This is a genomic window from Streptomyces sp. NPDC056231, assembly GCF_048270745.1.
In the GTDB taxonomy this organism is placed as follows: domain Bacteria; phylum Actinomycetota; class Actinomycetes; order Streptomycetales; family Streptomycetaceae; genus Streptomyces.
This window is the reverse complement of the sequence record NZ_JBLVKW010000018.1, coordinates 64397-89630: the sequence shown is the minus strand read 5'-3', so window position 1 is coordinate 89630 and position 25234 is coordinate 64397. Positions and strand designations below refer to the sequence as shown.

The following is a 25234-nucleotide window of genomic DNA, read 5'->3' as shown; positions in this document are numbered from 1 at the left end:
GCAGGAGCAGCGCCGGAAGGGAACGTTCCCGGCGTCCCCCCCTACCTTCACAGCGGTACGCGCAACGCCCCGTCGATCAGCTCGGCGGCCTCCTCCGCGTCGGCGCAGCCGCTCCCGGCCAAGTCCTCGCGCACCGCCCGCAGCCGGTCCCGCAGCCGCTGCGACTCCATCCCCCGGGCCCGTTCCGCCATCTCCGCGGCCGTGCCCGCCGCCCGGTCCGCCTCCCCCTGCCGCAACTCGATATGGGTCAGCATGGCCAGCCGGTGCACCCGGCCCCGGTCGTGCGCCGGGGTACTGACCGCCGCCGCGGCGTGCTCCCGAGCCCCCGGCAGATCGCCGAGGCTGAGCAGGGCCTCCGCCACCTGCACATTGACCAGGCCCGGTTCGACGTACCCAGTCTCGTCGGGTTCATGGGCGGGGCGAATGCGCTCGGCATCGGACTCGGCCCGCCGGATGCACTCCAGGGCGCTGCGGCCGTCGCCGAGGTGTGCGTACGCCTTCGCCTGCATCGCGTACAGATCGGCCGCCAGTGCCGGCGTGATGTGCCGTCCCGCCGCCCGCAGCGCCGCCTCCGCGAAGGCGACGGACTGCCGGTAGTCGGCGAGGAACAGCGACTGGTTGACCAGGAGGGCGATCACATACCCGCCGAGCCCCCGGTCCCCGCTCGCCTTGGCCAGCCGCAGCGCCTGGTGGAAGTAGCGCTGGGCGAGACCGTGTGCGTCGGAGTCGTACGCGCAGATGCCCGCGACGGCCACCAGCCCGCCGGTCGCCCGGTGCAGGCGGCGGCCGGTCGCGTCGCTGTAGCCACCGCGCAGCAGCGGGGCGGTCTCGGTGTTGAGGAAGCCGACGATGCGGGAACGCGTCGCGATGCCGCCGGCCCTGCGGTACATCAGTTCGTAGTGGGTGCGGGCGGCACGCAGCATCGCTATGTCGGCCATGCCGACGTGTGTCGGACCGGTGCGGGAGACGTCGGCGTCCTCGGGCGGGTTCTCCCACTCCCACACGGGCATCACCGCTGTCGTACCGGTGACCGTGGCCGCGGCGAGGACGTGCGGGCGCTGCTGTTCGTCCGAGCGCCACAACGTGGTGGCCCGCTCCACGAAGCCGGTGAGCGTCGAGCCCGGCACGACCGCGACCCCGCCGCCGCGGGTCGCCATGCCGATGTCGCCGAGGGAGACCGGTCGGTGCAGCCGGTCGCCGAGCACCTCGCAGATCAGGTCGGGCGCCTGGCCGCGGGGCCGCTGGCCCTTCAACCAGCGGGCCACGGCCGTGTGTTCGTACCGCAGGGACAGTCCGCGGGCACGCCCGGCCTGATTGATGTGCGCGGCAAGACCTGCCCGGGAGACGCCCGCCTCGTCGATGAGGGCTTCGAGCAGGATGTTGGGCTCCATTGCCCCTCCTAAGGCCTGTCGCCCCAGTGGAGCACGTTTCACACGGGGTGTGAACGGAATGCCCGAACCGTCCCGTCGCGCACTCTGGTGCGCCGGGGTACGAATCGGTTGAATCAGTCGCCTCGCAAGAGGCGGCCGGGTCGTCTGCTCCCCCTCGTACAGTCGACGGCCCGCACCCGCGTCGTTCGCTCTGCCGACCTGCCCGACACTCCGTGGCAGCGCGGACGACGCAGGATCGCACGACCCACTGCCCACTGATCGGAGGGTGGCTGCGGGACCGGCCCGGAACCGGGTTCCCCCGGGCCGGGCCGGGGCCCGCGTGCGGTCCCCCGCCGTTCGGCGAGCACAGCAGGAGGGGGCGTATCCGGTAGCCGGATACGCCCCCTCCTCACCTTCTGCGGCCGGTTCGGCCCCGATGGCCGGTCGCCGTCGGCGGGCTACGCGCCGCGCAGCACCGCGCCCGTCCGCTCCGCGGCCAGCGCGACCGCCGCGTCGCGGGCGGCCGTGGCCTCGTCGACGGTCAGGGTGCGGTCCGGCGCGCGGAATCGCAGCGCGTACGCCAGGGACTTCCTGCCCTCGCCGATCTGCTCGCCGGTGAACACGTCGAACAGCCGCAGCGACTCGAGGAGCTCACCCGCGCCCTCCCGCAGCGCCTGCTCCACGTCGGCGGCCGGCACGTCCTGCGCGACGATCAGCGCGACGTCCTGGGTCGCCACCGGGAAGGTGGAGATCCGCGGCGCCTGGAGCGCGCCGTCGACGGCCTGCTCCAGGAGGTCGAGGTCGATCTCCATGGCGCAGGTCCGCTCCGGCAGGTGGAGCTCCTTGATGACGCCCGGGTGCAGCTCACCGGCGTGCCCGACGAGGACCTCCGCGTCGTTCGCCGTGACGAACAGCGCGGCGCAGCGGCCGGGGTGCCACGGCGCGTGCTGGTCGTTCCGGACGATGAGCTCGACCCCCGCCTCGCGGGCGACGGCACGAGCGGCCTCGATGGAGTCCGCCCAGTCCACCGGGCGGCCCTTGCCCCACCAGCCGGCCTGCTCGCGGGCGCCTGCGAGGACGACGGCGGCGCGGCGCGGCTGATGCGGCAGCGCCGCGTTCAGCCCGGCGATCTGCTCGTCGCCGGGACGGCGGTCGACGGGCAGCCGTACGGCCGCGGTCTCCTCGCCGGTCGGCCGGAAGACCAGCCCCGTCTCGAAGAGAGCCAGGTCGTGGCTGCCTCGGCCGTCGTTGCGCCGCAGTGCGCCGAGGAGGCCCGGCAGCAGCGTGGTGCGCAGCGCGGGCTCCTCGTCGGAGAGCGGGTTGACGAGCTTGACCGTACGGCGGCGGGCGTCGTCGGCGTCGAACCCGAGCTGGTCCAGCACCGCGTCGCCGATGAACGGGTAGTTCAGCGCCTCGACATAGCCGGCTCCGGCGAGCGCCCGGCCGACCCTGCGGTGCAGCCGCTGGCGGTCGGTGAGCCCGCGCCCGGACGGCGGCGTCGGCAGTGTCGACGGGAGGTTCTCGTAGCCCTCCAGCCGGATGACCTCTTCGGCGAGGTCGTTCGGCTCGCTCAGGTCGGGCCGCCAGGACGGCACGGTGACGAGGAGCTCGTCCTGCCCGGAGACGTCGCAGCCGACCTGCTGGAGGCGGCGTACGACGGTCTCGCGACCGTACACGACACCGGCCACCCGGTCGGGGTGGTCCGCGGGCATCACGATGGTGCGGGGCGCGGACGGAGCGGTGACCTCGGTGACGCCGGCCTCGGCGGTGCCGCCCGCGAGCAGCACCAGCAGGTCGACGGTACGCTGCGCGGCAGCGGCCGCGGCCTGCGGGTCGGCGCCGCGCTCGAAGCGCTTGGACGCCTCGGAAGACAGCCTGTGGCGGCGTGCGGTCCGGGCGATCGAGATCGCGTCGAAGTGCGCGGCCTCGATGACGACCTCGGTGCTGGTGTTCTCACCGCTCCGGGCGTCGGCGATCTCGGTGTTGGCGCCGCCCATGACCCCCGCGAGACCGATCGGCCCGCGGTTGTCGGTGATGACCAGGTCCTCGGCGTCCAGGACGCGGACCGTGCCGTCGAGCGTGGTGAGCTTCTCGCCCTGCTGGGCGCGGCGCACCCCGATCGGCCCGTCGATACGGGTGCGGTCGTAGGCGTGCAGCGGCTGGCCGAGCTCCAGCATCACGTAGTTGGTGATGTCGACGGTGAGCGAGATCGGACGCATCCCGGCCTTCTGCAGCCGGCGCTGCATCCAGATCGGGGAACGCGCCTCGGGATCCAGGCCGACGACGGTGCGCGCGGTGAACCGGTCACAGCCGAACGGGTCGGCCACCTTCACCGGGTAGCCGAACGCGTTCGGCGCGGGCACGTCGAGGAGAGCCGGGTCGCGCAGCGGCAGCCCGTACGCGATGGCGGTCTCACGGGCGACACCGCGCATCGAGAGGCAGTAGCCGCGGTCAGGGGTGACGGCGATGTCCAGCACCTCGTCCACGAGCTGGAGCAGCTCGATCGCATCCGTGCCGACCTCGTGCTCCGGCGACAGCACGATGATGCCGTGCGTGCCGTCGTCGCCCATGCCGAGCTCATCGGTGGAGCAGATCATGCCGTGCGAGGTCCGGCCGTACGTCTTGCGCGCGGCGATCGCGAAGTCGCCGGGCAGCACGGCGCCGGGGAGGACCACGACGACCTTGTCGCCCACGGCGAAGTTACGGGCTCCGCAGACGATCTCCTGCGGCTCACCGGTGCCGTTGGCGGAGCCGACGTCGACGGTGCAGAAGCGGATGGGCTTCTTGAAGCCCTCCAGCTCCTCGATGGTCAGTACCTGTCCGACGACCAGGGGGCCCTTGAGGCCGGCGCCGATGTGCTCGACGGTCTCGACCTCCAGACCCACGGCGACAAGCTTGGCCTGTACGTCACGGCCGGTCTCCGTCGCCGGCAGGTCGACGTACTCCCGCAGCCAGGAAAGCGGGACACGCATCAGATCTCCATCCCGAACGGCCGGGTGAACCGGACGTCACCCTCGACCATGTCTCGCATGTCTTCGACGTTGTGGCGGAACATCAGCATCCGTTCGATGCCGAACCCGAAGGCGAATCCGCTGTACTTCTGGGGGTCGACGCCGCAGGCGATGAGCACCTTGGGGTTGACCATGCCGCAGCCGCCGAGCTCGATCCAGCCCTCGCTGCCACAGGTGCGGCAGGGGCGGTCCGGGTTGCCGACGGACGTGCCGCGGCAGACGTAGCAGACCATGTCCATCTCGGCGGACGGCTCGGTGAACGGGAAGAAGTTCGGCCGCAGCCTGGTCTTCATCTCCGGGCCGAAGAGTGCCTGGACCATGTGGTCGAGGGTGCCCTTGAGGTCCGCCATGGTGAGGCCCTCGTCGACGGCGAGCAGCTCGATCTGGTGGAAGACCGGGGTGTGAGTCGCGTCGAGCTCGTCGGTGCGGTAGACCCGCCCGGGGCAGACGACGTAGACGGGCGGCTCGCGGTCGAGCAGGGTGCGGGCCTGGACCGGCGAGGTGTGCGTTCGGAGCACGATGCCGGACTCGTCGCCCGTGGTCGGCTTCCCGTCGGGCGTGGTGCCCTGGACGAAGAAGGTGTCCTGCATCTGCCGGGCCGGGTGGTCGGGCACGAAGTTCAGCGCGTCGAAGTTGAACCACTCCGCCTCGACCTCGGGGCCCTCCGCGATCTCGTAGCCCATGGCCACGAAGACGTCCGCGACGCGCTCCATGATGGTCGTGAGGGGGTGGCGGGCGCCGGCCGGGGTGCGGTCGTACGGCAGCGTGACGTCCACCGCCTCCTCGACCAGCACACGGGCGTCCCGCTCGGCCTCCAGCTCCGCCTGACGGGCGGCGAGGGCCTTGCTCACGGCGCCGCGGGCCTGGCCCACACGCTTGCCCGCCTCGGCCTTGGCCTGCGGCGGCAGTGCGCCGATCTCCCGGTTGGCGAGGGACAGGGGCGAGGTACCACCGGTGTGCGCGGTCTTCGCCTGGGCGAGCGCGTCGAGGTCGCCCGCGGCGGCGAAGGCGGCGAACGCCTCGTCCCGCATGCGCTCGATCTCTTCCGGTTTCAGTGCCTCGACCTCGACTGGGTCGTACGACTTGTTCGGTGCCGACATCTCTTCCCGTGCTTCCGATTGGCTGGTGGCGCGGCCCCGCTCGACGACTGGAGGACGCAAAGGTGCCAAAGGTCGAGTCTAAAGGCCACGAGGGGTGGAGAAAGCCCGCGGGCTGCTCAGGCTCTCCCGCCGCCCGCTGCCGCCCTGCCGGATTGCCTCGCGGACGCTCCCTATTTCAGATAGGCCGGAGCCCCCACGGGCAGAATAAATCGGAATTCCGCGCCGCCGCCGGGGCCGCGGCCGACCGTGATCGTGCCGCCGTGCGCCTCGACGATGCCCTTGACGATGTAGAGGCCCAGCCCCGTACCGCCGCGCTTGCTCCCCCGCCAGAAGCGGGTGAAGACGCGGCCCATCGACTCCTCGGGAATGCCGGGGCCTTCGTCGCTCACGGTGACGGCTGTTCCCTTCTCGTCGCTCTTCGCGGGTGCGGGTGCGACGTCAATGGTGACGGTTCCCTCGCCGTGGCGCACCGCGTTTTCCAGCAGGTTGCCGAGAACCTGGTCGACCTTGTCCGGGTCGGCCCACACCGCGGGCAGCGGCTGCCGGGTGCGGACGAGGAAGCGGTCGGGCGCCTGGCCGTTCGCGGTGAGGGCCTGGACGTGGCGTTCCACGGCGGCGGAGAGGTCGACCGGCTGGCGGCGCAGCTCCAGCCGGCCTGAGTCGATCCGGGAGATGTCGAGCAGCTCGGCGATGAGCCGGGTGACGCGGTTGGCGTCGGCGTCGACGGTCTCCAGCATCAGGCGCTTCTGGTCGTCGGTGAACCGTTCCCACTTGGCCAGCAGCGTCGCGGTGAAGCCCTTGACGGAGGTCAGCGGGGAGCGCAGCTCGTGGGCGACGGTCGCGATCAGTTCGGCGTGGCTGCGCTCGGTGCGGCGACGGGCCTCGGTGCCGCGCAGGCTGATCACCAGCCGGCGTACCGGACCGGTCGGGTACTCACGGACGTACCGGGCGGCGACCAGGACCTCGCGGCCGCCCGGGAGCAGCAGGTTCCGCTCGGGCTGGCCGACCCGGGTGGCGAGGCCGCCGTACGGATCGGTCAGGGCCCACCACCGTCGGCCCTTGAGGTCCTCCAGCGGCAGTACGTGCTCCAGCGGGCGGCCGAGCGCGGCGGCCCCGGGTACGGCGGTGATCCGGACGGCCGCCGCGTTGAAGCAGATGACCCGGCCCGTGCTGTCTGCGATGACGAGTCCGTCGGGAAGGTCGTCCGGGTCGATGCCGGATGCGACGGTGCCCTCCACGGGGCCGGTGCTCTCGCCGTCGGCCGGGGTGCTCTCACCGTCCGGACCCCGGTCGGCGCGCACGTCGGCCGCGTGTGTCTCGCGCGGCCTGCTCATGCCGACAGACATATTCCCGTACCCCACCTCTCGAACCGGTGCAGTGGGCCCCCGAGTTCGTCACCCTACTAGTCGTCGGTGACGGAGCGACACCCTGTGGGGCGCACTGCTGAGGTACGCCGGTCGGCGGGGTACGGGGCCGGTCAGCCGGCGGTACGGCGGGGGCGCTGGGCGCGGGCCGAGGCGTACAGGCAGACCGCCGCCGCGGTGGCCAGGTTGAGGCTCTCCGCCTTGCCGTGGATCGGCACCCGAACGACGGCATCGGCCAGCGCCCGGGTCTCCTCGGGCAGCCCCCACGCCTCGTTGCCGAAGACCCAGGCGGTGGGACCGCCCATGGTGCCCGCGTCGAGTTCGTCGTCCAGGTCGTCGTCGCCCGCGCCGTCGGCGGCGAGGATCCGTACGCCCGCGTCCCGCAGCCCCTGGACGGCCCGCTCGACCGGTACGCCCACGACGACCGGCAGATGGAAGAGCGAGCCGACCGAGGCACGCACGGACTTGGGGTTGTACAGGTCGACGGAGGCGTCGGTGAGGACGACGGCGTCGGCACCCGCGGCGTCGGCGCAGCGCAGCACCGTACCGGCGTTCCCGGGGTCGCGTACGTGCGCGAGGACGGCGACCAGGGTGGGCTTCGCGGCGAGGACGGACTCGAACGGCGAGTCGAGGAACCGGCAGACGCCGATGAGTCCCTGCGGGGTGACGGTCTGCGACACATCGGCGAGCGTGTCGCCGTCCGCGAGGTGCACCCGGGCGCCGGCCGCGTGCGCGGCGTCGATGATGTCGGCGTACCGCTCGGCCGCCTCGACGGTGGCGAAGAGCTCAAGCAGGGTCGGCTCACCGTCACTGCCGCGGTGTCCGGCGGCCTCGCGCACGGCCTGCGGCCCCTCGGCAATGAACCGTCGCTCCTTGCCCCGGAAATTGCGGCGGGCGAGGCGCCGGGCGGCGGCGACGCGCGGCGACCGCGGGGAGATCAGTTCGGGGGTGGCCATGGTCGGCAGCGGGCCTCTCTGCGTGCGGAGGTACGGAACAAGGGGTGCAACGCACCGGACCCGCAGACGACGAGCGCCTGCGGGTCCGGCTCAAAAGCCAAGAAGTGTGCCCTGGATCAGGCGGCCTTCGGGGCGTTGACGTCGCTCGGGAGGGCCTTCTGGGCAACCTCGACGAGAGCGGCGAACGCGTTGGCGTCGTTGACCGCGAGCTCGGCCAGGATCTTGCGGTCCACCTCGATGTTGGCGGCCTTCAGACCCTGGATGAGGCGGTTGTACGTCATGCCGTTCTGGCGGGCAGCGGCGTTGATGCGCTGGATCCACAGCTGACGGAAGTCGCCCTTGCGCTTCTTGCGGTCGTTGTAGTTGTAGACCAGGGAGTGGGTGACCTGCTCCTTGGCCTTGCGGTACAGGCGCGAGCGCTGACCGCGGTAACCGCTGGCGGCCTCGAGGATTGCCCGGCGCTTCTTGTGGGCGTTGACTGCCCGCTTGACGCGTGCCACTTGTTAACTCCTTGTAGCGGGGCCGTGGTTGGACTCACACGGCCCGGAAACGAATTGGTCCCGGTGTGATCGAGGTCGCGCCCCCGGATTCACCGGGGGCCGAACCTCACTTGCCGAGAAGCTTCTTGATCTTCTTGGCGTCGGCCGGAGCCACGACGACCGTGCCGGTCAGCGAGCGGGTCTTCTTGGACGACTTGTGCTCGAGCAGGTGGCGCTTGCCGGCCTTCTCGCGGAGCACCTTGCCGGAGCCGGTGATCTTGAATCGCTTGCTGGCACCGCTGTGCGTCTTGTTCTTCGGCATCGCGCCGTTCTCTCCTCGTAAGTGGCGCCCCTCGCGGTGCAGGCACCGGACAGCAGGGGCGTCAGATCTTGGTGGGGATCCCGAGGGGACCCGGGGCCGCCTGGATGGCGCCCCCTGAGGTCACGCCTCGGAAGGTGTCTCGGGCTGCGCCTCGGCCGGAGCCTGGGCAGCCTCTCCCGCAGCAGCCTCGGCGTCCGGGGTGGAACCCTGACGCCCCGCCTTGCGGGCGGCCTGGGCCTCACGGGCCTCGGCCATGGCTTCGGTCTTCTTCTTGTGCGGGCCCAGAACCATGATCATGTTCCGGCCGTCCTGCTTCGGGTTCGACTCGATGAAGCCGAGTTCCTCGACGTCCGAAGCGAGACGCTGGAGCAGACGGAAGCCCAGCTCAGGGCGGGACTGCTCACGACCACGGAACATGATCGTGATCTTGACCTTGTCGCCCTGCTTGAGGAACCGGACGACGTGACCCTTCTTGGTGTCATAGTCGTGCGGGTCGATCTTCGGCCGGAGCTTCATCTCCTTGATGACCGTGTGCGCCTGGTTCTTGCGCGCCTCACGGGCCTTCATGGCCGACTCGTACTTGAACTTCCCGTAGTCCATGAGCTTGCACACGGGCGGACGGGCGGTCGCCGCCACCTCGACCAGGTCGAGGTCGTACTCCTGTGCGAGTTCCAGGGCCTTGGCAAGCGGAACAATCCCGACCTGCTCGCCGCTGGGACCGACAAGTCGCACCTCGGGAACGCGAATCCGGTCGTTGATGCGGGGCTCGGCGCTGATGGATCCTCCTCGGTAGCACCACGCGGCCGCCTGGCGGACAGCCACGTAACGTCTGTTTCGTGAGACCAACCGCACCAGTGCATGAAAAATGCCCCGGACGGGACACAGGCGGGGCTCCTGGAAAACCGGAACACCGCCGCGGCCAACCGCGGGGCTATCGGGCGGCTCCATCGTCCGTACGGAACGATGGGCGCCACCTGACCGGTGACCTGCCGTCCCGGAGGATGGTCAGGTGGGAGATCGGAGCCTCCACTTGCGGGCCGGGCTCATAGTTGCCCAGCCGGTCGTTACACCAGGTTAGCAGCTCGCCAAGGCGGGCGCTAACCGGCCGCCGCAGTCCACTCCCGCAGAAAGATCCGGGCCGGCGTGCGCCTATCGTATGGCGCATGAGTGACGCGACCCCCAGCAGTGAAACCCCCGGCTTCGACGACATGACCCGCGACATCGCCGAGGTCCCCGCGGTCGAGGTGATCGTGACGGTCGCCGTCAACCTGATGAGCGCGGCCGCCGTGAAGCTCGGCCTCACCGAGGACGGCGACGAGCACAAGGACCTCGACGAGGCCCGCAAGCTGGTCCACGCCCTGGCCGGCCTGCTGGATGCGAGCGCCACGGAAATCAGCTCGTTCCACGCGGCGCCGCTGCGGGACGGACTGAAGTCGCTGCAGCTGGCGTTCCGCGAGGCTTCGCTGGTACCGGACGAGCCGGGCCAGGGCCCCGGCGAGAAGTACACGGGCCCCGTCTTCGGCTGAGCCGCCGCCCCTCCCGTCCCCTCCGTACGACCGTGAGCCCCTGCCCGCATCCGGGCAGGGGCTCACTGCATCTCCGCGTCACGCCCTGCTGAACTCCGCACACCCCGGGGCGGGGTGGGTCAGCTGGTTCACCGGAGCCGCGACCGCACCGCCGGGGCGGCTGTCGGCGCGCGTCGGCCGGCCGGGTGATCAGCGTGTGAAGAGGGGCTCACCGGGCGCGACCGTGTCGGCCGGAAGCAGCGCGAGGTCCAGGCCCCGCACCAGGCGTGCCCGCAGGACCTCGTCGGCGGCGAGCGATTCCGCAACCCGGCGGGCCGTCTCGGCGGGGGCCGCTTCGGGCGCCACGACCAGGGCGAGAGTGCCGCCCGACCGTCCCGGGACGAGGTGGGCGCGGAGCACGGCGGGCTCGGCGGCGACCGCGTCGCGTACCGCGGAGATGACCGCCGGGTCGTCCAGCGGGTCGGCGCTGGTACGGCCCTCGGCAAGGGCGAGCAGCGCGGAGCCGGTCAGTTCGTACGCCACGGGACCGGCGAGGTCGAGCACGACCGTGTCCGCCTTCTCGTGTGCGGCCGCCTGCAGCGCCTGGTGCAGGGGTACGGCGACGGGGCGGGCCTTCGGGTCCCAGCGGGCCAGCGAGGCGGTGGAGGTGAAAGCGGGCAGTGCGCGACGGTCACCGGCCTGGAGGGTGGGGACGGCCATGTCGCTCGTCTTCTCGCGGCGCAAAGCCACCCGTCGCCCACCACCCTTGCCAGGCGCTTCGCGACTGTCCTCCTCGACCTCCTCCACCTCTCCGAGGACGGCGACGACGGGGACCAGGAGCCTGGTTCCCTTGAGCGCCTCGAGGACCGGGCCGACGGCCGTCCGGTCCTCGGCCCAGGCGGCGAGCGCCGCGGTGAGTGCGGGGTCGGCCGTGCCGTCGTCGTCGGAGTAACCGGGGTCCGGAATGTTCTTCATCGCCACAGGGCGAGCGTAGTCGGTGCGATTTCTCACGATGTTCTCAGGTGCGCCACAGCCCGCTGCCAGGCCCTTTTCCTGGCGTCCGCTCCATGCCCCTGCCGTTACCGAAAATACGTACATCCGTGCTGCCCCCCGCTATGACGGCCGTGGCCCTGCCGGCAGGTTCGGCCGCGGGAGGCATGTATCCGATGGGCCGGCCCTCGGATGCGGCGCCCCGCCCCGTCGCCTCCGTATCGTCGACGGCGCCCGCGTCGTCGGCCCCGGACTCACCGGCTCCGACGCCGCCGGCCCCGGCGGTGACGAGCAAGGAGCCCCAGGTGGATCTCGACGCGGAGCTGGCAGCGGCGATGGCGCCGCTGACCGGTGACTCCACCATGTCGGCCGCGGTGCTGGACACCGGCAGCGGCGCCGGCGCGGTGTACGGGAAGCGGATGTACGCCACCGCGAGCATCGTGAAGGTCGACATCCTCGCGGCACTGCTGCTCCAGGCCCAGGACGACGAGCGGAAGCTCACCGGCTACGAACACAGCCGGGCCGTCACCATGATCGAGAACAGCGACAACGACGCCGCGACCTCGCTGATGCGGACGATCGGCGGGACGGCCGGACTCGACGCAGCCAATGAGCGGTTCGGCCTGACGAGTACGACCGCCGCCCAGGCCTGGGGACTGACGCAGACGACGTCGGCGGATCAGCTGAAGCTGCTGCAGACGGTGTTCGGTACGCACTCGAAGCTGACCGGAGCCTCCCGGACGTATCTGCAGGGGCTGATGCGCCAGGTGGCGGCCGACCAGCACTGGGGGGTGTCGGCGGCGGGCAGCGACTGGGCGCTGAAGAACGGCTGGATGCCGCGGAGCGCCACCGGGCTGTGGGACATCAACAGCATCGGGCAGGTGAAGGCCGACGGGCACACGTATCTGGTGGCGGTGCTCTCCGCCGGGCAGCCGACGAAGGAGACGGGCATCGAGCGGGTGGAGTCGGTCGCGAAGGCCGCGGTGAGGGTCCTCGACGAGGCGCGGTGAGCGCGCCCCGGCTCTGCTTCAGCGGCGCACGGAGGGCTTTCTGCCACGCCACAGCAGCACGGCCAGCGCCAGCAGTACGGCTCCGAGGCCGCCCGCGACCGGGGCGAGCCAGCCGACGGGAGCTTCGCCCTTGTGCCGCGAGGTGGGGCCGGGGCCGAAGTACCGCCTGCTGTAGCCGGCCTTCGCGGAGTCGGCGGACCCGGCCGAATCGGCTTTGATCCCGGCCGGGCTGAGTGTGCCGCCCGCCTTGATCGCGGCGGCGGGGTCGACGATGCCGTAGCCCCGCGAGTCGTCGCGGCCGCCCTCGGGTGAGTCGCGCGCGGTGTCCACGAGGAGCTTCTTGACCTGGGCGGGCGACAGCCCCGGGTGGGCGGCCCGGACCAGCGCGACCGCGCCGGAGACGAACGCCGAGGCGGCCGAGGTTCCCCACTCGATGTAGTAGTGACGGTCGGGGGACGGGACGACGATGTCGACGCCTGGGGCGCTGACGGTGGCGTACCAGCGACGGGTGGAGAACGCCGCGTGCGTGCCGTACCGGTCGACGGCGGCGACCGCGATCACACCGGGGTAGGCGGCGGGATACGAGATGTGGTCGCCTTTCTCGCCCCCGTTGCCCGCCGACGCGACGACGACGGCGCCCTTCTTCAGCGCGTACTGGATGGCGGCGTCCTCACCGCCATCGGGGTGCGCGGACTCGCTGTCGTCGCCGAGGGAGAGGTTGATGACGTCGGCGCCGTGGTCGGCGGCCCAGCGGATGCCGTCGGCCAGGGCCGTACTGCGGGACTCGCGGGCCTTGGCGCGGGACGGGTCGGAGGCTTCGAGGATCACCCTGACCGGAAGGATCTTCGCCTCGGGGGCGATGCCGAGCACCCCGTCGCCGCGGCCGACGCCGTGACCGTGGCCCGCGATGATGCCGGCCATCGCGGTGCCGTGCCGGGCCCAGGAACGGTCGCCGCGCCCCGCGCCGAATCCGATCATGTCCTTGCCGGGCAACACCTGGCCCGCCAAGTCGGGGAGGCTGCCGTCGACCCCGGTGTCGACGACGGCGACGGTGATCCCCTTGCCCCTGGTGGTCTGCCAGGCCCGGTCGGTGTGGAGCGCCTGGAGGCCCCACTGCTGGGGCCGGATCGTGTCCGCGCGGGCGGGAACGGCGGGCAGCAGCGCGAACGCGGTGGCGGCGCAGACCGCGCCGAGTGCGCGGCGGTGACGGCGTCGGCTGCTCATCGCGGCTTCTCCGAGAGGTCGGTGACGGTCCGGCGCAGCCCGCGCTCGATCCGGTCGGCGATGCCCTTGGCCTCATGACCGAGCCCGGCTTGTGCCACGTCCGCCGTGGAGTCCGCGGCCAGCGCCTTGGCGATGGGCTGCGGATGGGTGACCGTACGCCCGTCGGCGAAGCCGGAGACGGCGAACACGACGACCGGCACTTCGGTCAGCACATGGATGGTCCAGGTGGCGCGCTGTCCGTCGCCGAAGCCGGCGGCAGCAGTGCCCTTGACTGCGTACGTACGGGGCATGAGGTCGGTGCGGACGTCGAGGTGCTGGTCGGCGAAGCGAGTGCTCAGCGCCCTCATCCCGTCCGTTCCGCCCTCGGTGAAGACCATGCCGACCGTGGTGACGCTGCTGGACGTGGCGTCGGCGTAGGTGGCTCGCAGCAGCCGTTCGCAGCCGACCGGTCGGAGTGCCTTGAGGAGCAGGGGGTCGAGCGCGCGCGTGCAGCCGCTGTCCGGGGCGACGCCGATCCGGGTCCAGACCCGGTCCGCACCGCCGGGACCCGCGCCCTCGCCCTTGAGGGTGCGCGGGAAAAGGGTGTCCACCGGGACGTCACGCCAGGCGGTGCGGCCGGTGACGTAGGGGTCACGGGCAGCGGGATCGGCAGAGGACTCGCTGGTGAGATAGGCCCCGGTGACCGCGCCGCCGATCAGCCCGAGTCCGAGCACCACACAGGCCGCAGCGGCCGCGGCCCTGGCCGGGTGACGAGCGGGAACGGGGCGCAGCCGGGTGGTGATCTCGGCGGGCGACTCGGGAGCGGGGTACGGAAGGTGACCTTGTGGGTACGGATGGTGGCCGCCCGGGTACGGCGGGGGCGGTATCGCGCCGGGCCGCGGTGTGAGATCGATGCCACCGACCGGCCGACGGCGGGTGGCGGCGGGCGGCGCCTCGGGGCGGGGCGGAGGGGGCGCGGAGGCGGGGGTGGGGGCGGCCACCGGGCTCACGGGGCGGAGCCGGGTAGTCGTCTCCACAGGCCTCTGCTCCGGAGCCGGGTTCTGGGGCCGGCTCTCGGTCCGGTTCTCGTTCTGGTGCTGGTGCTGGTGCTGGCTCTGGTTCTGGCTATGCGGTGGAACGGGGTGCTGCGCCGGATTCGGGCCGGGGGTCGCCCGGTCCGGGGGCGCGGTGGGCAGGGCCGGGGCCGACGGCTCCGCCGGGCGGCCCGGCTCGTCCGGGGGTCCGGCCGGGCGGGGCGGCGTCGTCGGGCGGGGCGGCACGGGAGCGCGCTGCGCCTCGGTACTCATCCGCCCCCCTGGTCCACCTTCGGTACCGCTCGCGGATCACCTTCACAGGCAGGCCCGTTGGTGACCGCGTGCCCGTCACTCTACGGGCTGGGAGGGGTCGGGTGGGAGCGGGGCGTCGCAGCCCCTTGAGATCTGCCCGGATCGTCCCCCTACCCAGCGGTAGTGGCGTCTGGCAAGCTGCGGCCATGACTGTCCGCGCCGCTGACCGGACCCGCTACGACCGGGCCACCGCCCACCTCGACGCCCCGATCGCCGTCGTCGATCTGGACGCCTTCGACGCGAACGCCGACGATCTCGTCCGCCGGGCAGCGGGCAAGCCGATCCGGGTCGCGAGCAAGTCGGTGCGCTGCCGGACCCTGCTGGAGCGGGTGCTCGCACGGCCGGGCTTCGCCGGGATCATGTCGTTCACACTGGCCGAGTCTCTGTGGCTGGCCCGGGCCGGGTTCGACGACGTCCTGCTGGCCTACCCGTCGGCCGACCGGTCCGCCTTCGCCGAGCTGGCCGCCGACCCGAAGCTCGCCGCCGCGGTGACGGTGATGGTGGACGACCACGCACAGCTGGAACTGATCGATGCGGCACGGGCCGGTGGCCAGGAGGAGATCCGGGTCTGTCTGGAGCTGGACACCTCGCTGCAGCTGCTCGGCGGCCGGGTCAGGATCGGGGCGCGGCGTTCGCCGTTGCGGTCCCCCGCCCAGCTGGCGGAGCTGGCGCGCTCGGTGGCGCGCAGGCCCGGTTTCCGGCTGGTCGGTCTGATGGCGTACGAGGGGCACATCGCCGGGGTCGGGGACGCGGTCGAGGGCCGGCCGTTGCGGTCCCGGGCGATCCGGCTGATGCAGGCGGCGTCCCGCAAGGAGCTGGCAGCCCGCCGGGCGGAGGCGGTCCGGGCGGTCCGCACGGTGGCGCCGGACCTGGAGTTCGTGAACGGCGGCGGTACGGGCAGCGTGCAGCACACGGCGGCGGAGTCCGCGGTGACCGAGATCGCGGCCGGGTCGGGGCTCTACGTGCCGCGGTTGTTCGACAACTACACGTCGTTCACCGCCCGCCCGGCGGCGCTGTTCGCACAGCCCGTGGTGCGGCGGCCCGGCGTGGGCGTGGTGACGGTACTCGGCGGCGGCTACCCGGCATCGGGGGCCGCAGGTGCGGACCGGCTGCCTGTCCCGTATCTGCCGGAGGGGCTGCGCTACGACCCGCAGGAGGGTCCGGGTGAGGTCCAGACGCCGCTGCTCGGCGCCCCGGCCGACGATCTGCTGATCGGCGACAAGGTGTGGTTCCGGCACGCGAAGGCCGGTGAGCTGTGCGAGCGTTTCGACGAGCTGCAGCTGATCGAGGGCGACCGGGTGACGGCGACGGTGCCGACGTACCGGGGCGAGGGGCAGACGTTCCTCTGACCTGTCGGCCGAGGCGAGAAGGCTCCGGGCAGACTGCTTGAGGCGTACGCGGGCGCCTGCCCGGAGCGTCGTCCCGCACGGGCGCGGACGGGATCAGACGGGCGTGACGTACGCGCCGGAGATTCCGCCGTCGACGAGGAAGTCGGTGGCGTTGACGAACGAGGAGTCGTCGCTGGCGAGGAACGCGACCGCGGCGGCGATCTCCGTCGCCTCGGCGAACCGGCCGATCGGGATATGCACCAGCCGGCGGGCCGCGCGCTCCGGGTCCTTGGCGAACAGCTCCTGGAGCAGCGGGGTGTTGACCGGCCCGGGGCAGAGTGCGTTGACCCGGATGCCTTCGCGGGCGAACTGCACACCGAGCTCGCGGGACATGGCGAGGACGCCGCCCTTGGACGCGGTGTACGAGATCTGGCTGGTGGCCGCCCCCATGATCGCCACGAAGGACGCGGTGTTGATGATCGAACCGCGGCCCTGCCGTCGCATGTAGGGCAGGGCCGCCTTGCAACAGAGGTAGACGGAGGTGAGGTTGACGTCCTGGACGCGCTTCCATGCCTCGAGCCCGGTGGTGAGGATGGAGTCGTCGTCGGGCGGCGAGATGCCCGCATTGTTGAAGGCGATGTCGACGGAACCGTAGGTGTCGTAGGCGGCTTTGAAGAGCGCCTCGACCTGTTCGGGGTCGGTGACATCGGTGCGTACGAAGAGCCCGCCCACCTCGTCGGCCGCGGCCTTGCCCGCGTTCTCGTCGATGTCCGCGCAGACGACGTGGGCGCCCTCGGACGCCAGGCGGCGGGCGGTGGCGAGGCCGATGCCGCTGCCGGCGCCGGTGATGACGGCGGTGCGGCCGACCAGGCGGCGGCAGATGTTCTCGGTGTCTGTGGTCATGCCGGTTCAGGCCTCCGTGCTGATGAAGACGTTCTTGGTTTCGGCGAAGGCGGTGAGGGCGTCCGGGCCCAGTTCCCGGCCGAGACCGGACTGCTTGTAGCCGCCGAACGGGGTCCAGTAGCGGACGCTGGAGTGGGAGTTGACGGACAGGTTCCCGGCCCGGACCGCCTGGGAGACGCGCAGCGCGCGGCCGACGTCACGGGTCCAGAGCGAGCCGGCGAGGCCGTACTCGGTGGCGTTCGCGAGTCGTACGGCGTCCGCTTCGTCCTCGAAGGGCAGGACGACCGCGACCGGTCCGAAGATCTCGTCGGTGGCCACCGGGGAGTCCGGTTCGGCGTCGGTCAGCACGGTGGGCGGGAACCAGAAGCCGGGGCCATCGGGGGCGCTGCCGCGGATCGCGCCCGCGCCTTCGGGGACGTACGACCGTACGCGTTCCAGCTGGGTCCGGGAGATCAGCGGGCCCATCCGGGTCTTCTCGTCGGACGGGTCGCCGACGACGACCGAGGCGACAGCGGGGGCGAGGAGTCCGAGGAAGCGGTCGTGGACGGAGCGTTCGACGAGAATACGGGTGCGGGCGCAGCAGTCCTGGCCCGCGTTGTCGAGGAACGCCATGGGGGCGGCTGCCGCGGCGGCCTCGATGTCGGCGTCGGCGAAGACGATGTTGGGGCTCTTGCCGCCGAGTTCGAGGGTCAGCCGCTTCACGCGCGCGGCGCACCTGGCCATGATCTGTTTGCCGACGCGAGTGGAGCCGGTGAAGACGATCTTGGCGGCGCCGGGGTGCTCGACGAGGGCGTTGCCCGCCACGTCGCCCGCGCCGGGCAGCACCTGGAAGAGGTGCTCGGGAAGGCCCGCTTCCACGGCCAGCCGGGCGAGCCGCAGCGCGGTGAGCGGGGTGGTCTCGGCGGGTTTGAGGATGACGGCGTTGCCCGCGGCGAGCGCGGGGGCGGTGCCCCAGGCGGCGATCGGCATGGGGAAGTTCCACGGGGCGATCACGCCGACGACACCGAGAGGTTCGAGCAGAGTGAGGTCGATGCCGCCGGGGACCGGGATCTGCCGGCCGCTCAGCCGCTCCACTCCCCCGGCGGCGAAGTCGAGCAGATCGCGGACGTTGCCGGCCTCCCAGCGGGCGTTGGCGAGGGTGTGACCGGCCTCGCGGACCTCCAGCCGGGCCAGTTCCTCGCGGTGTTCGTCGACGACGACGGCGAAGCGGCGCAGCAGCCGGGCGCGGTCGGCCGGGGCCAGCGCCGCCCAGGTGAGCTGCGCGGCGGCTGCCCGTACGACGGCCGCGTCGACCTCGGCGGCGGTGGTGGCCGGGACGGTCGCCACGACTTCCTCGGTCGCGGGGTCGATAACCAGGTGCTCGGTGATCTCGGCGGTCTTGGTGATCTCGGTGGTCACGTCGTGCCTCACAGACGTTCGAAGGAGCGGCGGAGCTCCCAGTCGGTCACTGCGGCGTCGAAGGCGTCGAGTTCGACGCGCGCCATGTTGCGGTAGTGCGCGACGACCTCCTCCCCGAAGGCCGCTTTCGCCACCTCGCTCCGCTCCCAGAGTTCGGCGGCTTCGCGGAGCGTGGTGGGGACGTGGTCGTACCCGGCGGTGTAGGCGTTGCCCTCACAGGGGTCGGGAAGTTCGAGCTTCCGCTCGATGCCATGGAGACCGGCGGCAATCAGTCCGGCGACGGCGAGGTACGGGTTGACGTCGCCGCCGGGCAGCCGGTTCTCGAACCGCATCGCACGGCCGTGGCCGACGACACGAAAGGCACAGGTCCGGTTGTCGTGACCCCAGGCGACGGCTGTCGGGGCGAACGAGCCGGGCTGGAAGCGTTTGTACGAGTTGATGTTCGGCGCGTAGAGGAGGGCGAACTCGCGCAGAGCGGCGAGCTGTCCGGCGAGGAAGTGACGCATCATCGGGGACATGCCACCGTCCTCGCCCGCCATGACGTTGTGCCCGTCGGTGTCCTGGAGCGAGAGATGGATATGGCAGGAGTTGCCCTCGCGCTCGTTGAACTTGGCCATGAAGGTGAGCGCGACACCCTCCTGGGCGGCGATCTCCTTGGCGCCGGTCTTGTAGACGGCGTGCTGGTCGCAGGTGACCAGGGCCTCGTCGTACCGGAAGACGATCTCGTGCTGGCCGGGGTTGCACTCGCCCTTGGCGGACTCGACGGTCAGGCCCGCGGCCGCCATCTCGTTGCGGATGCGGCGCAGCAGGGGCTCGATGCGGCCGGTGCCGAGGACCGAGTAGTCGACGTTGTACTGGTTGGCGGGGGTCAGATCGCGGTAGTTGCGGTTCCAGGCCTGTTCGTAGGTGTCCTTGAAGACGATGAATTCGAGCTCGGTGCCCGCATGGGCGGTGAGACCGTGCTCGGCGAGGCGCTGCAGCTGACGGCGGAGGATCTGGCGGGGTGCGGCGACGACGGGCGAGCCGTCCTCCCACGCGAGGTCGGCGATGACCATGGCCGTGCCGTCGTTCCAGGGGACCCGGCGCAGGGTCGTGAGGTCGGCGCGCATGGCGAAGTCGCCGTATCCGCGCTCCCAGGAGGACATCGCGAAGCCGTCGACGGTGTTCATGTCGGTGTCGACGGCCAGCAGGTAGTTGCAGCCCTCGGTGCCGTGCTCCATGACCTCTTCCAGGAAGAACGCGGCGGCGAACCGCTTGCCCTGCAGCCGTCCCTGCATGTCGGGGAAGGCGAGGACGACGGTGTCGATCTCACCGCTCTCGACGAGAAGCCGTAGCTCCTCGACCGCGAGCGGGGGTGTGCGGTCTGCCACGGGAAGATCCTCCTTCGGTCAGCCGGAAGTCATGAGACCGACCGGCACAGGGGGGTGGGAGAAGGAGCGGGGCTGGGTGCGTGCAGCCGCAAGGCGGAGGAGGGAGGCAACGCGAAGGGGGTCCCCCCATGCCTTCAGGGCTATGGGGGAGTTGTCGACCGACGACAACGCCGCAGATGTGCGCACCCAGCCCCGCAACGCCGCCTCCCATGTGCCGGTCCGTCTAAGGTAGGGCTGAGAACCATTGTTGGGAAGGGACGCGGGGACGTGGCGGAGGGAAGCGAGCCCATCGAGGGACTGCAGCCGGCGCTGCGGCCTGTCCTGCGGCCCGTGCGGGCGGGCAACGGCTTCGAGGAAGCACTCGAACAGATCCTGCAGGTGGTCAAGCTCGGTCTGGTGCCGGGCGGCGAGCGGCTGCCCGCGGAGCGCGAGCTCGCCGAGCGGCTCGGGATCAGCCGCGTCACTCTGCGGGAGGTCCTGAAGGTGTTGCAGGATCAGGGGCTGGTGGAGAGCAGACGGGGGAGGTACGGCGGTACGTTCGTGCTCCCGCGCACCGGCAGCCCCGGCGAGGACGAGCTGCGCCGCCGGGTGGCGGCCGTCGACGTCGAGGACGTCCTGCGCTTCCGCGAGGTGCTGGAGACCGGGGCGGCCGAGCTGTGCGCCACGCACGGGCTGACGGACGAGGGCGCGGAACGGCTGCGTACGGCTCTGGCTGCGACACACGATGCCCCTCTGCCCGACTACCGCAGGCGCGACACGCTCCTGCACCTGACCCTCGCGGAACTGTCCGGATCCGCCACGCTGGCCGCGCAGTACGCGGCCGTCAGGGCCAAGGTGAACGACCTGTTGGACTGCATACCGCTGCTCGTGCGGAACCTGGAGCACTCCCAGCATCAGCACACCGCGCTCGTCGAAGCGGTGCTCGACGGGGACGCCGAAGCGGCGCGCGCCCTGATGCGCGAACACTGCGCGGGCACAGCGGCGCTGCTGCGCGGATTCCTGGCCTGACCGCTTGCGCGGCAGCCCACCGGAACGCAAAGGTATTCATCAGCACCATTGAACCGGGTCCGCCCGCAGGCGGCCGACCGGAGGGCCCCGCCATGTCCGTACCGCTCATCGGCGTCACCACCTACTTGGAGCCCGTCGCCCGCTGGGGTGTCTGGGAGCTCCCCGCCGCCCTGCTCCCGTCCGCCTATCCGCGGCTGGTCCAGCGCTCCGGCGGCCTCGCCGCCCTGCTGTCGCCGGACGACCCGGCGCGGGCGGCGGCCGCCGTGGCCCGGCTGGACGGTCTCGTCGTCGCGGGCGGTGCCGATGTCGAACCCGTGCGCTACGGCGCGGAGCGCGATGCCAGGACCGGTCCGCCGGCCCGGGAACGCGACGCGTGGGAGCTGGCCCTGATCGGTGCAGCGCTGGAGTCCGGCACGCCGTTGCTCGGCATCTGCCGCGGCATGCAGCTGATGAATGTGGCGTTCGGCGGCACCCTCGTCCAGCACCTGGACGGGCACACCAACCCGCTGGGCGCGGCCGGGGCCTTCGGCGAGCACCTCGTGACGCCGGTCCCGGGGACGCGCTACGCGTCGATCGTGCCCGAGGAGTCCCTCGTACCGACCTACCACCACCAGGCCGTGGACGTGCTCGCCCCGGACCTGGTCGCGTCCGCCCATGCTGCGGACGGCACGGTCGAGGCAGTCGAGCTGCCGGGGGCCCGGTGGGCGCTGGGGGTGCAGTGGCATCCGGAGATGGGGGACGACCTGCGGGTGATGCGGGCACTGGTGGCGGCGTCGAAGCTGGACTGACCACCGCGCCGGTCGGCGGGCTACGGCGTGCGCCGCCCGAACCGGCCACGCAGCCACCCCAGCACCGCAGCCCCCTGCGCCGCCCGGAACGCCCGCACGGTCGGCAGGCCGGGCGGGTCCGGCATCAGCACGTTCATCTGTGCATCCTGACCCGGGGCCGGGGCCGGGCCAACCGAGCATCAGGCCGTCCGTACATCAGCCGGTCCCGCGCCGGACGCGCGGGAAGCCCGTCCGGTGTTCGGGGGCGGGGCGGCAACCGGACGCCCCGGTCCCCTCCCGCTGCTGCACTACGCCTCGCGCGCCGTCAGCGCGAGCAGGTCGCGAGCCGGGCCCGTGGGACGGTGCCCCGAAGGCCAGACCGCCCTCAGCTGGCGTCGGAGCCGTACCCCTGCCACCGGGATCTTCACCAGTCGCCGCGAGGACAGCTCCTCCCCCAGCGCCAGTTCGCTCAGGACGCACGGTCCCGCACCGCTCTCCGCCGCGCCCTTCACCGCTGTCGTCGAGGAGAGTTCCAGCAGCGTCTGCGCCGGCCCGCCGTGCGCGGCCAGTGCCGCGTCCAGGACCTGTCGGGTGCCGGAGCCGCGCTCGCGCAGGATCAGTGGGGTCGCCGCCAGTTCCTGCGGGGTCAGCGGTGTGCGGCGGCGGGCCCACGCATGGGACGGGGCGACCACGACGACGAGGCGGTCGTGCGCGATGACCGTGCCGTCGAGGCCCTCCGGTACAGACAGCCCCTCCACGAATCCGAGGTCGGCCGCGCCGGCGAGCAGCCGCTCCGCGACCGCCGCCGAGTTGCCCGCGAGCAGCGAGACCGCGGTGTCCGGCCGTTCGGCGCGCAGGGCGATCAGCCAGCCCGGCAGCAGATATTCGGCGATGGTCATGGAGGCGGCGACCCGCAGCCGCGAGTCGCGCCGGTCGCGCAGCGCCTGCGCGCCCACGTCGAACGCCTCGGCGGCCTCGACGATCCGGCGCGCCCAGTCGGTGACGAGCGCGCCCGCGTCGGTGAGCCGGGAGCCGCGCGGCGACCGGTCGAGGAGGGCCACACCGAGCTGTCGCTCCATCGACCGGATGCGGCTGCTGGCGGCGGGCTGGGTGATGCCGACGTCCCGTGCCGCACGTCCCAGGCTGCCGTGCCGGGCGACGGCGAGCAGCAGCTCCAGCGCTCCGAGGTCGGGGACCCGGTGGGACAGGAGAACGGGTGCGGGCGCGTCGCTGGACATAAGGTCAGCTTATGACCTCATAGGGACAAGCTCCCTGGTGGGGGACGGCCTCCGGAACAAAGATCGTGGCATGGCCATCTTTCCGCAGACCCGCGCACAGACGAGCGCCCCGCCCTCCGCCGCTGTGCGGCTTCCTTCTCTGCAGTACCTCGGCCCCAACTGGTACGCGACGGTCATGGGCACGTCCATCGTGGCCAGCGCGGGCGTGACGCTTCCCGTGCACGTGCCCGGGCTGCGGGCGGCCTGCACGGTGGTGTGGGCGCTCGCGGCGGTGCTGCTCGCCGCGGTTCTCGCCGCCCGCGCCGGGCACTGGTCCGCCCACCGCGACCAGGCCCGCGCCCATCTCCTCGACCCGGCCGTCGCCCCGTTCTACGGCTGCCTCTCGATGGCGCTGCTGGCCGTCGGCGGCTCCACCATGGTGGTCGGCCGGGACGTCATCGGGCATCGGGCCGCCCTCGCCGTGGACGTGGTGCTCTACAGCGCGGGCACGGCGATCGGCCTGGCCGTCGCGGTCGCGATCCCGTATCTGATGGTCGTACGCCACCGTCCGGCGCCCGGGACCGCGTCGCCGGTCTGGCTGCTGCCGGTGGTGGCGCCGATGGTCTCCGCGGCGCTCGGCCCGCTGCTGGTGCCGGAGCTGCCCTCCGGTCAGTGGCAGGAGGCGATGCTGCTCGCCTGCTACGCAATGTTCGGACTGAGCCTGCTGGCGACGCTGGTGATGCTGCCGCTGATCTTCGCGCGGCTGGTCCACCAGGGTCCGCTGCCGCTCGCCCTGACCCCCACGCTGTTCCTGGTCCTCGGTCCACTGGGCCAGTCGACGACTGCGGTCGGTCAGCTCGCCGATGTGGCGCCGGGGGCGATCGGGGCGCCGTACGCCTCCGCGCTCGGGGCGTTCGCCGTGCTGTACGGGGTGCCGGTGATGGGGTTCGCGCTCCTGTGGCTGGCGCTGGCCGTGTCGATGGTGGTGCGCGCGGTACGGGACGGCATGACGTTCAGCATGACCTGGTGGGGCTTCACCTTCCCGGTCGGCACATGTGTCACGGGCGCCGCGGGCCTGGCCCGGCACACCGGTCTGACGGCGTTCACCTGGCTGGCCGTCGCGCTGTACGTGCTGCTGGTGACGGCCTGGGCCGTGGCCGGGGTCCGTACGCTGCGCGGACTGTTCAGCGGAGCGCTGCTCGCAGCGCCTCAGGCGCCGCGGCCAGTGATGGCCCGTACCACGTGAGATACCGCCCGTCGACGAGTGCGGCGGGCAGCGCGGGGAACGCCTCGGGTCCGTCGGTGGCGGTGAAGCGGTACGGCTCGTCGGGCAGCACGACCAGGTCGGCGCCGGTCGCGTTGAGCTCGTCGAGCGGGATGCGCGGGTAGCGCTCGGCGTGGTCCTCGTACACGTTCCGCACGCCCAGCCGGGCGAGCAGATCACCGGCGAAGGTGTCGCGTCCGAGCACCATCCAGGGCCGACGCCAGATCGGCACGATGGCGCGGCGCGGTACGGAGGCAGGCGGCGGGAGCGCTGCCCAGGCGGCCTCGGCTGCGTCGAGCCAGTCGGGCCGGCCCAGCCCGCAGCCGGTCACCAGAGCCCGGTGCAATTCGGTGAAGGCCTGGTCGAGGGTGCGGATCTCGGTGACGAGGACCGTGATCCCGGCCGCCCGGAGCGCGGCGAGGTCGGGTGCGCGGTTCTCCTCCTCATTGGCGAGGACGAGATCGGGGCGGAGCGCGAGGACCGCGGCCACATCGGGGTTCTTGGTGCCGCCGATGCGTGCGGCGGTCAGACCGGCCGGATGGGTGCACCAGTCGGTGACGCCGACGAGGAGGCCGGGGGCGGTGGCGGCGACGGCCTCGGTGAGCGACGGGACGAGGGAGACGACACGTTCCACAGTCACCGGTGACTCAGCGCCTCGGGTCGTTCGTGGCGTCGATGTGCTCGGCGACCGCGACGACCAGCAGCCGGGTGCCCGGCATCGTGGCCCGCCAGCGGTGCCGTACCCCGCCCGACAGGAACAGCGTGTCGCCTCGCTCCAGCCGGTACGCCTGCCCCTCCGCCTCCACCTCGGCGGCGCCCTCCGCGACGTACATCACCTCGTCGTTGCGGTGCTGGAACTCCCGCCCGAGGTCTATCTCGCCGGTGAACTCCAGCGCGCTGAGCTGGTGCCGCCCGCGCACCACTCTGCGTACCCCGTCGCCCTCACCCGCCCGGACGACGTCGACGGCGCGCGCCGAGTCCGCGGCGGCGCGCAGCCGTGCCGTGGTGGTCTCCAGGGCAGCGGCCACCCGGTCCAGCGACCGGGCGCTGGGCCGGGCCCGCTCGTTCTCGATCTGGCTGAGGAACGGCACGGACAGGCCGCTGCGGCCGGCGACCGCGGCCAGTGTCAGCCCCAGGGTTCTGCGTCGTCGGCGAACCGCGGCGCCCACGCGGAGTGTGTCCTTGTCGTCCATGTCCGGCTCCCTCCCGACTCGTCATCCTTCCGGCTGCCAGCACCTTAGACCGAACGGCACATGGGGGGCGGCGTCGCGGGGCTGGGTGCGCACATCAGAGGCGTTGCCGTCGGTCACCAACTCCCCCATA

General features: G+C 72.2%; 23 protein-coding genes. 6 read left to right on the top strand and 17 right to left on the bottom strand.

Annotated features, from left to right (window positions below; genetic code table 11):
- Positions 1–47 precede the first annotated feature (47 nt).
- From ACNPQM_RS16965 to infC, 8 genes are all read right to left on the bottom strand, one after another.
- Positions 48–1391 carry a transcriptional regulator gene (locus ACNPQM_RS16965; RefSeq protein ID WP_418084625.1) on the bottom strand — a complete coding sequence of 448 codons (1344 nt, stop codon included), beginning with the start codon at positions 1389–1391 and terminating at the stop codon, positions 48–50.
- A 437-nt stretch (positions 1392–1828) separates the two neighbouring features.
- Positions 1829–4342 (bottom strand): phenylalanine--tRNA ligase subunit beta, encoded by a 2514-nt coding sequence (pheT, locus tag ACNPQM_RS16960; RefSeq protein WP_358859870.1) that lies wholly within the window; start codon positions 4340–4342, stop codon positions 1829–1831.
- Complete coding sequence (gene pheS / locus ACNPQM_RS16955; protein WP_358859871.1) at positions 4342–5481, bottom strand: phenylalanine--tRNA ligase subunit alpha; 1140 nt, start codon at positions 5479–5481, stop codon at positions 4342–4344. The genes pheT and pheS overlap by 1 nt, the downstream gene beginning before the upstream one ends.
- Before the next feature lie 170 nt (positions 5482–5651).
- Positions 5652–6827 carry an ATP-binding protein gene (locus ACNPQM_RS16950; protein ID WP_418084624.1) on the bottom strand — a complete coding sequence of 392 codons (1176 nt, stop codon included), beginning with the start codon at positions 6825–6827 and terminating at the stop codon, positions 5652–5654.
- Between the two features lie 131 nt (positions 6828–6958).
- Positions 6959–7801 carry a TrmH family RNA methyltransferase gene (locus ACNPQM_RS16945; protein ID WP_358859873.1) on the bottom strand — a complete coding sequence of 281 codons (843 nt, stop codon included), beginning with the start codon at positions 7799–7801 and terminating at the stop codon, positions 6959–6961.
- Positions 7802–7917: 116 nt separating this feature from the next.
- Complete coding sequence (rplT, locus tag ACNPQM_RS16940; protein ID WP_003970214.1) at positions 7918–8301, bottom strand: 50S ribosomal protein L20; 384 nt, start codon at positions 8299–8301, stop codon at positions 7918–7920.
- 106 nt (positions 8302–8407) lie between these two features.
- A complete protein-coding gene (rpmI, locus tag ACNPQM_RS16935; RefSeq protein ID WP_030918579.1) occupies positions 8408–8602 on the bottom strand; it encodes a 50S ribosomal protein L35 in 195 nt (64 codons plus the stop codon).
- Between the two features lie 120 nt (positions 8603–8722).
- Positions 8723–9424: a translation initiation factor IF-3 gene (gene infC / locus ACNPQM_RS16930; RefSeq protein WP_358859874.1), complete on the bottom strand. Its 702-nt coding sequence runs from the start codon at positions 9422–9424 to the stop codon at positions 8723–8725.
- 341 nt (positions 9425–9765) lie between these two features.
- Between infC and ACNPQM_RS16925 the strand changes: the two genes are divergently transcribed.
- Positions 9766–10128, top strand: a complete 363-nt coding sequence (locus ACNPQM_RS16925; protein WP_037700593.1) for a DUF1844 domain-containing protein — start codon at positions 9766–9768, stop codon at positions 10126–10128.
- 189 nt (positions 10129–10317) lie between these two features.
- Here the strand turns inward: ACNPQM_RS16925 and ACNPQM_RS16920 are convergent, their stop codons facing one another.
- Positions 10318–11088: an SseB family protein gene (locus ACNPQM_RS16920; protein ID WP_418084623.1), complete on the bottom strand. Its 771-nt coding sequence runs from the start codon at positions 11086–11088 to the stop codon at positions 10318–10320.
- Between the two features lie 314 nt (positions 11089–11402).
- Here ACNPQM_RS16920 and ACNPQM_RS16915 point away from each other — a divergent pair, with 314 nt between their 5' ends.
- Positions 11403–12107 (top strand): serine hydrolase, encoded by a 705-nt coding sequence (locus tag ACNPQM_RS16915; protein WP_418084622.1) that lies wholly within the window; start codon positions 11403–11405, stop codon positions 12105–12107.
- Positions 12108–12125: 18 nt separating this feature from the next.
- On the opposite strand, the gene mycP is transcribed toward ACNPQM_RS16915, so the two are convergent.
- On the bottom strand, positions 12126–13331 hold the full coding sequence (mycP, locus tag ACNPQM_RS16910) for a type VII secretion-associated serine protease mycosin (protein WP_418084621.1): 1206 nt from the start codon (positions 13329–13331) through the stop codon (positions 12126–12128).
- Positions 13328–14224 (bottom strand): hypothetical protein, encoded by an 897-nt coding sequence (locus ACNPQM_RS16905; RefSeq protein WP_418084655.1) that lies wholly within the window; start codon positions 14222–14224, stop codon positions 13328–13330. The genes mycP and ACNPQM_RS16905 overlap by 4 nt, the downstream gene beginning before the upstream one ends.
- A 578-nt stretch (positions 14225–14802) precedes the next feature.
- Between ACNPQM_RS16905 and ACNPQM_RS16900 the strand changes: the two genes are divergently transcribed.
- Positions 14803–16005 carry an amino acid deaminase/aldolase gene (locus ACNPQM_RS16900; RefSeq protein ID WP_358859878.1) on the top strand — a complete coding sequence of 401 codons (1203 nt, stop codon included), beginning with the start codon at positions 14803–14805 and terminating at the stop codon, positions 16003–16005.
- A gap of 93 nt (positions 16006–16098) precedes the next feature.
- On the opposite strand, the gene ACNPQM_RS16895 is transcribed toward ACNPQM_RS16900, so the two are convergent.
- Genes ACNPQM_RS16895 through ACNPQM_RS16885 form a run of 3 tightly spaced genes read right to left on the bottom strand, consistent with a single transcriptional unit; the run spans position 16099 to position 19655 of the window.
- Positions 16099–16887 (bottom strand): 3-oxoacyl-ACP reductase, encoded by a 789-nt coding sequence (locus ACNPQM_RS16895; protein ID WP_358859879.1) that lies wholly within the window; start codon positions 16885–16887, stop codon positions 16099–16101.
- A 6-nt stretch (positions 16888–16893) separates the two neighbouring features.
- Positions 16894–18285, bottom strand: coding sequence for an aldehyde dehydrogenase family protein (locus ACNPQM_RS16890; protein ID WP_418084620.1), 1392 nt, complete (start codon positions 18283–18285; stop codon positions 16894–16896).
- A gap of 8 nt (positions 18286–18293) precedes the next feature.
- The gene (locus ACNPQM_RS16885; protein WP_418084619.1) at positions 18294–19655 is read right to left on the bottom strand and encodes a glutamine synthetase family protein; all 1362 of its coding nucleotides are present in this window, start codon (positions 19653–19655) and stop codon (positions 18294–18296) included.
- Between the two features lie 267 nt (positions 19656–19922).
- On the opposite strand from ACNPQM_RS16885, the gene ACNPQM_RS16880 reads away from it, so the two are divergent.
- Entirely contained in the window at positions 19923–20663 is a 741-nt protein-coding gene (locus ACNPQM_RS16880; protein WP_418084618.1) for a FadR/GntR family transcriptional regulator, read from the top strand.
- 92 nt (positions 20664–20755) lie between these two features.
- Complete coding sequence (locus tag ACNPQM_RS16875) at positions 20756–21451, top strand: gamma-glutamyl-gamma-aminobutyrate hydrolase family protein (RefSeq protein ID WP_358859883.1); 696 nt, start codon at positions 20756–20758, stop codon at positions 21449–21451.
- A 287-nt stretch (positions 21452–21738) separates the two neighbouring features.
- Here ACNPQM_RS16875 and ACNPQM_RS16870 read toward each other — a convergent pair whose 3' ends face one another.
- On the bottom strand, positions 21739–22668 hold the full coding sequence (locus tag ACNPQM_RS16870) for a LysR family transcriptional regulator (RefSeq protein ID WP_418084617.1): 930 nt from the start codon (positions 22666–22668) through the stop codon (positions 21739–21741).
- Between the two features lie 70 nt (positions 22669–22738).
- On the opposite strand from ACNPQM_RS16870, the gene ACNPQM_RS16865 reads away from it, so the two are divergent.
- Entirely contained in the window at positions 22739–23893 is a 1155-nt protein-coding gene (locus tag ACNPQM_RS16865) for a TDT family transporter (RefSeq protein WP_418084616.1), read from the top strand.
- Here ACNPQM_RS16865 and ACNPQM_RS16860 read toward each other — a convergent pair.
- Both ACNPQM_RS16860 and ACNPQM_RS16855 read right to left on the bottom strand, forming a co-directional pair.
- Positions 23832–24545, bottom strand: coding sequence for a helical backbone metal receptor (locus tag ACNPQM_RS16860; RefSeq protein ID WP_418084654.1), 714 nt, complete (start codon positions 24543–24545; stop codon positions 23832–23834). The two genes, ACNPQM_RS16865 and ACNPQM_RS16860, sit on opposite strands and share 62 nt — an antisense overlap.
- 13 nt (positions 24546–24558) lie before the next feature.
- Complete coding sequence (locus tag ACNPQM_RS16855; RefSeq protein ID WP_418084615.1) at positions 24559–25104, bottom strand: helix-turn-helix domain-containing protein; 546 nt, start codon at positions 25102–25104, stop codon at positions 24559–24561.
- Positions 25105–25234 lie beyond the last annotated feature (130 nt).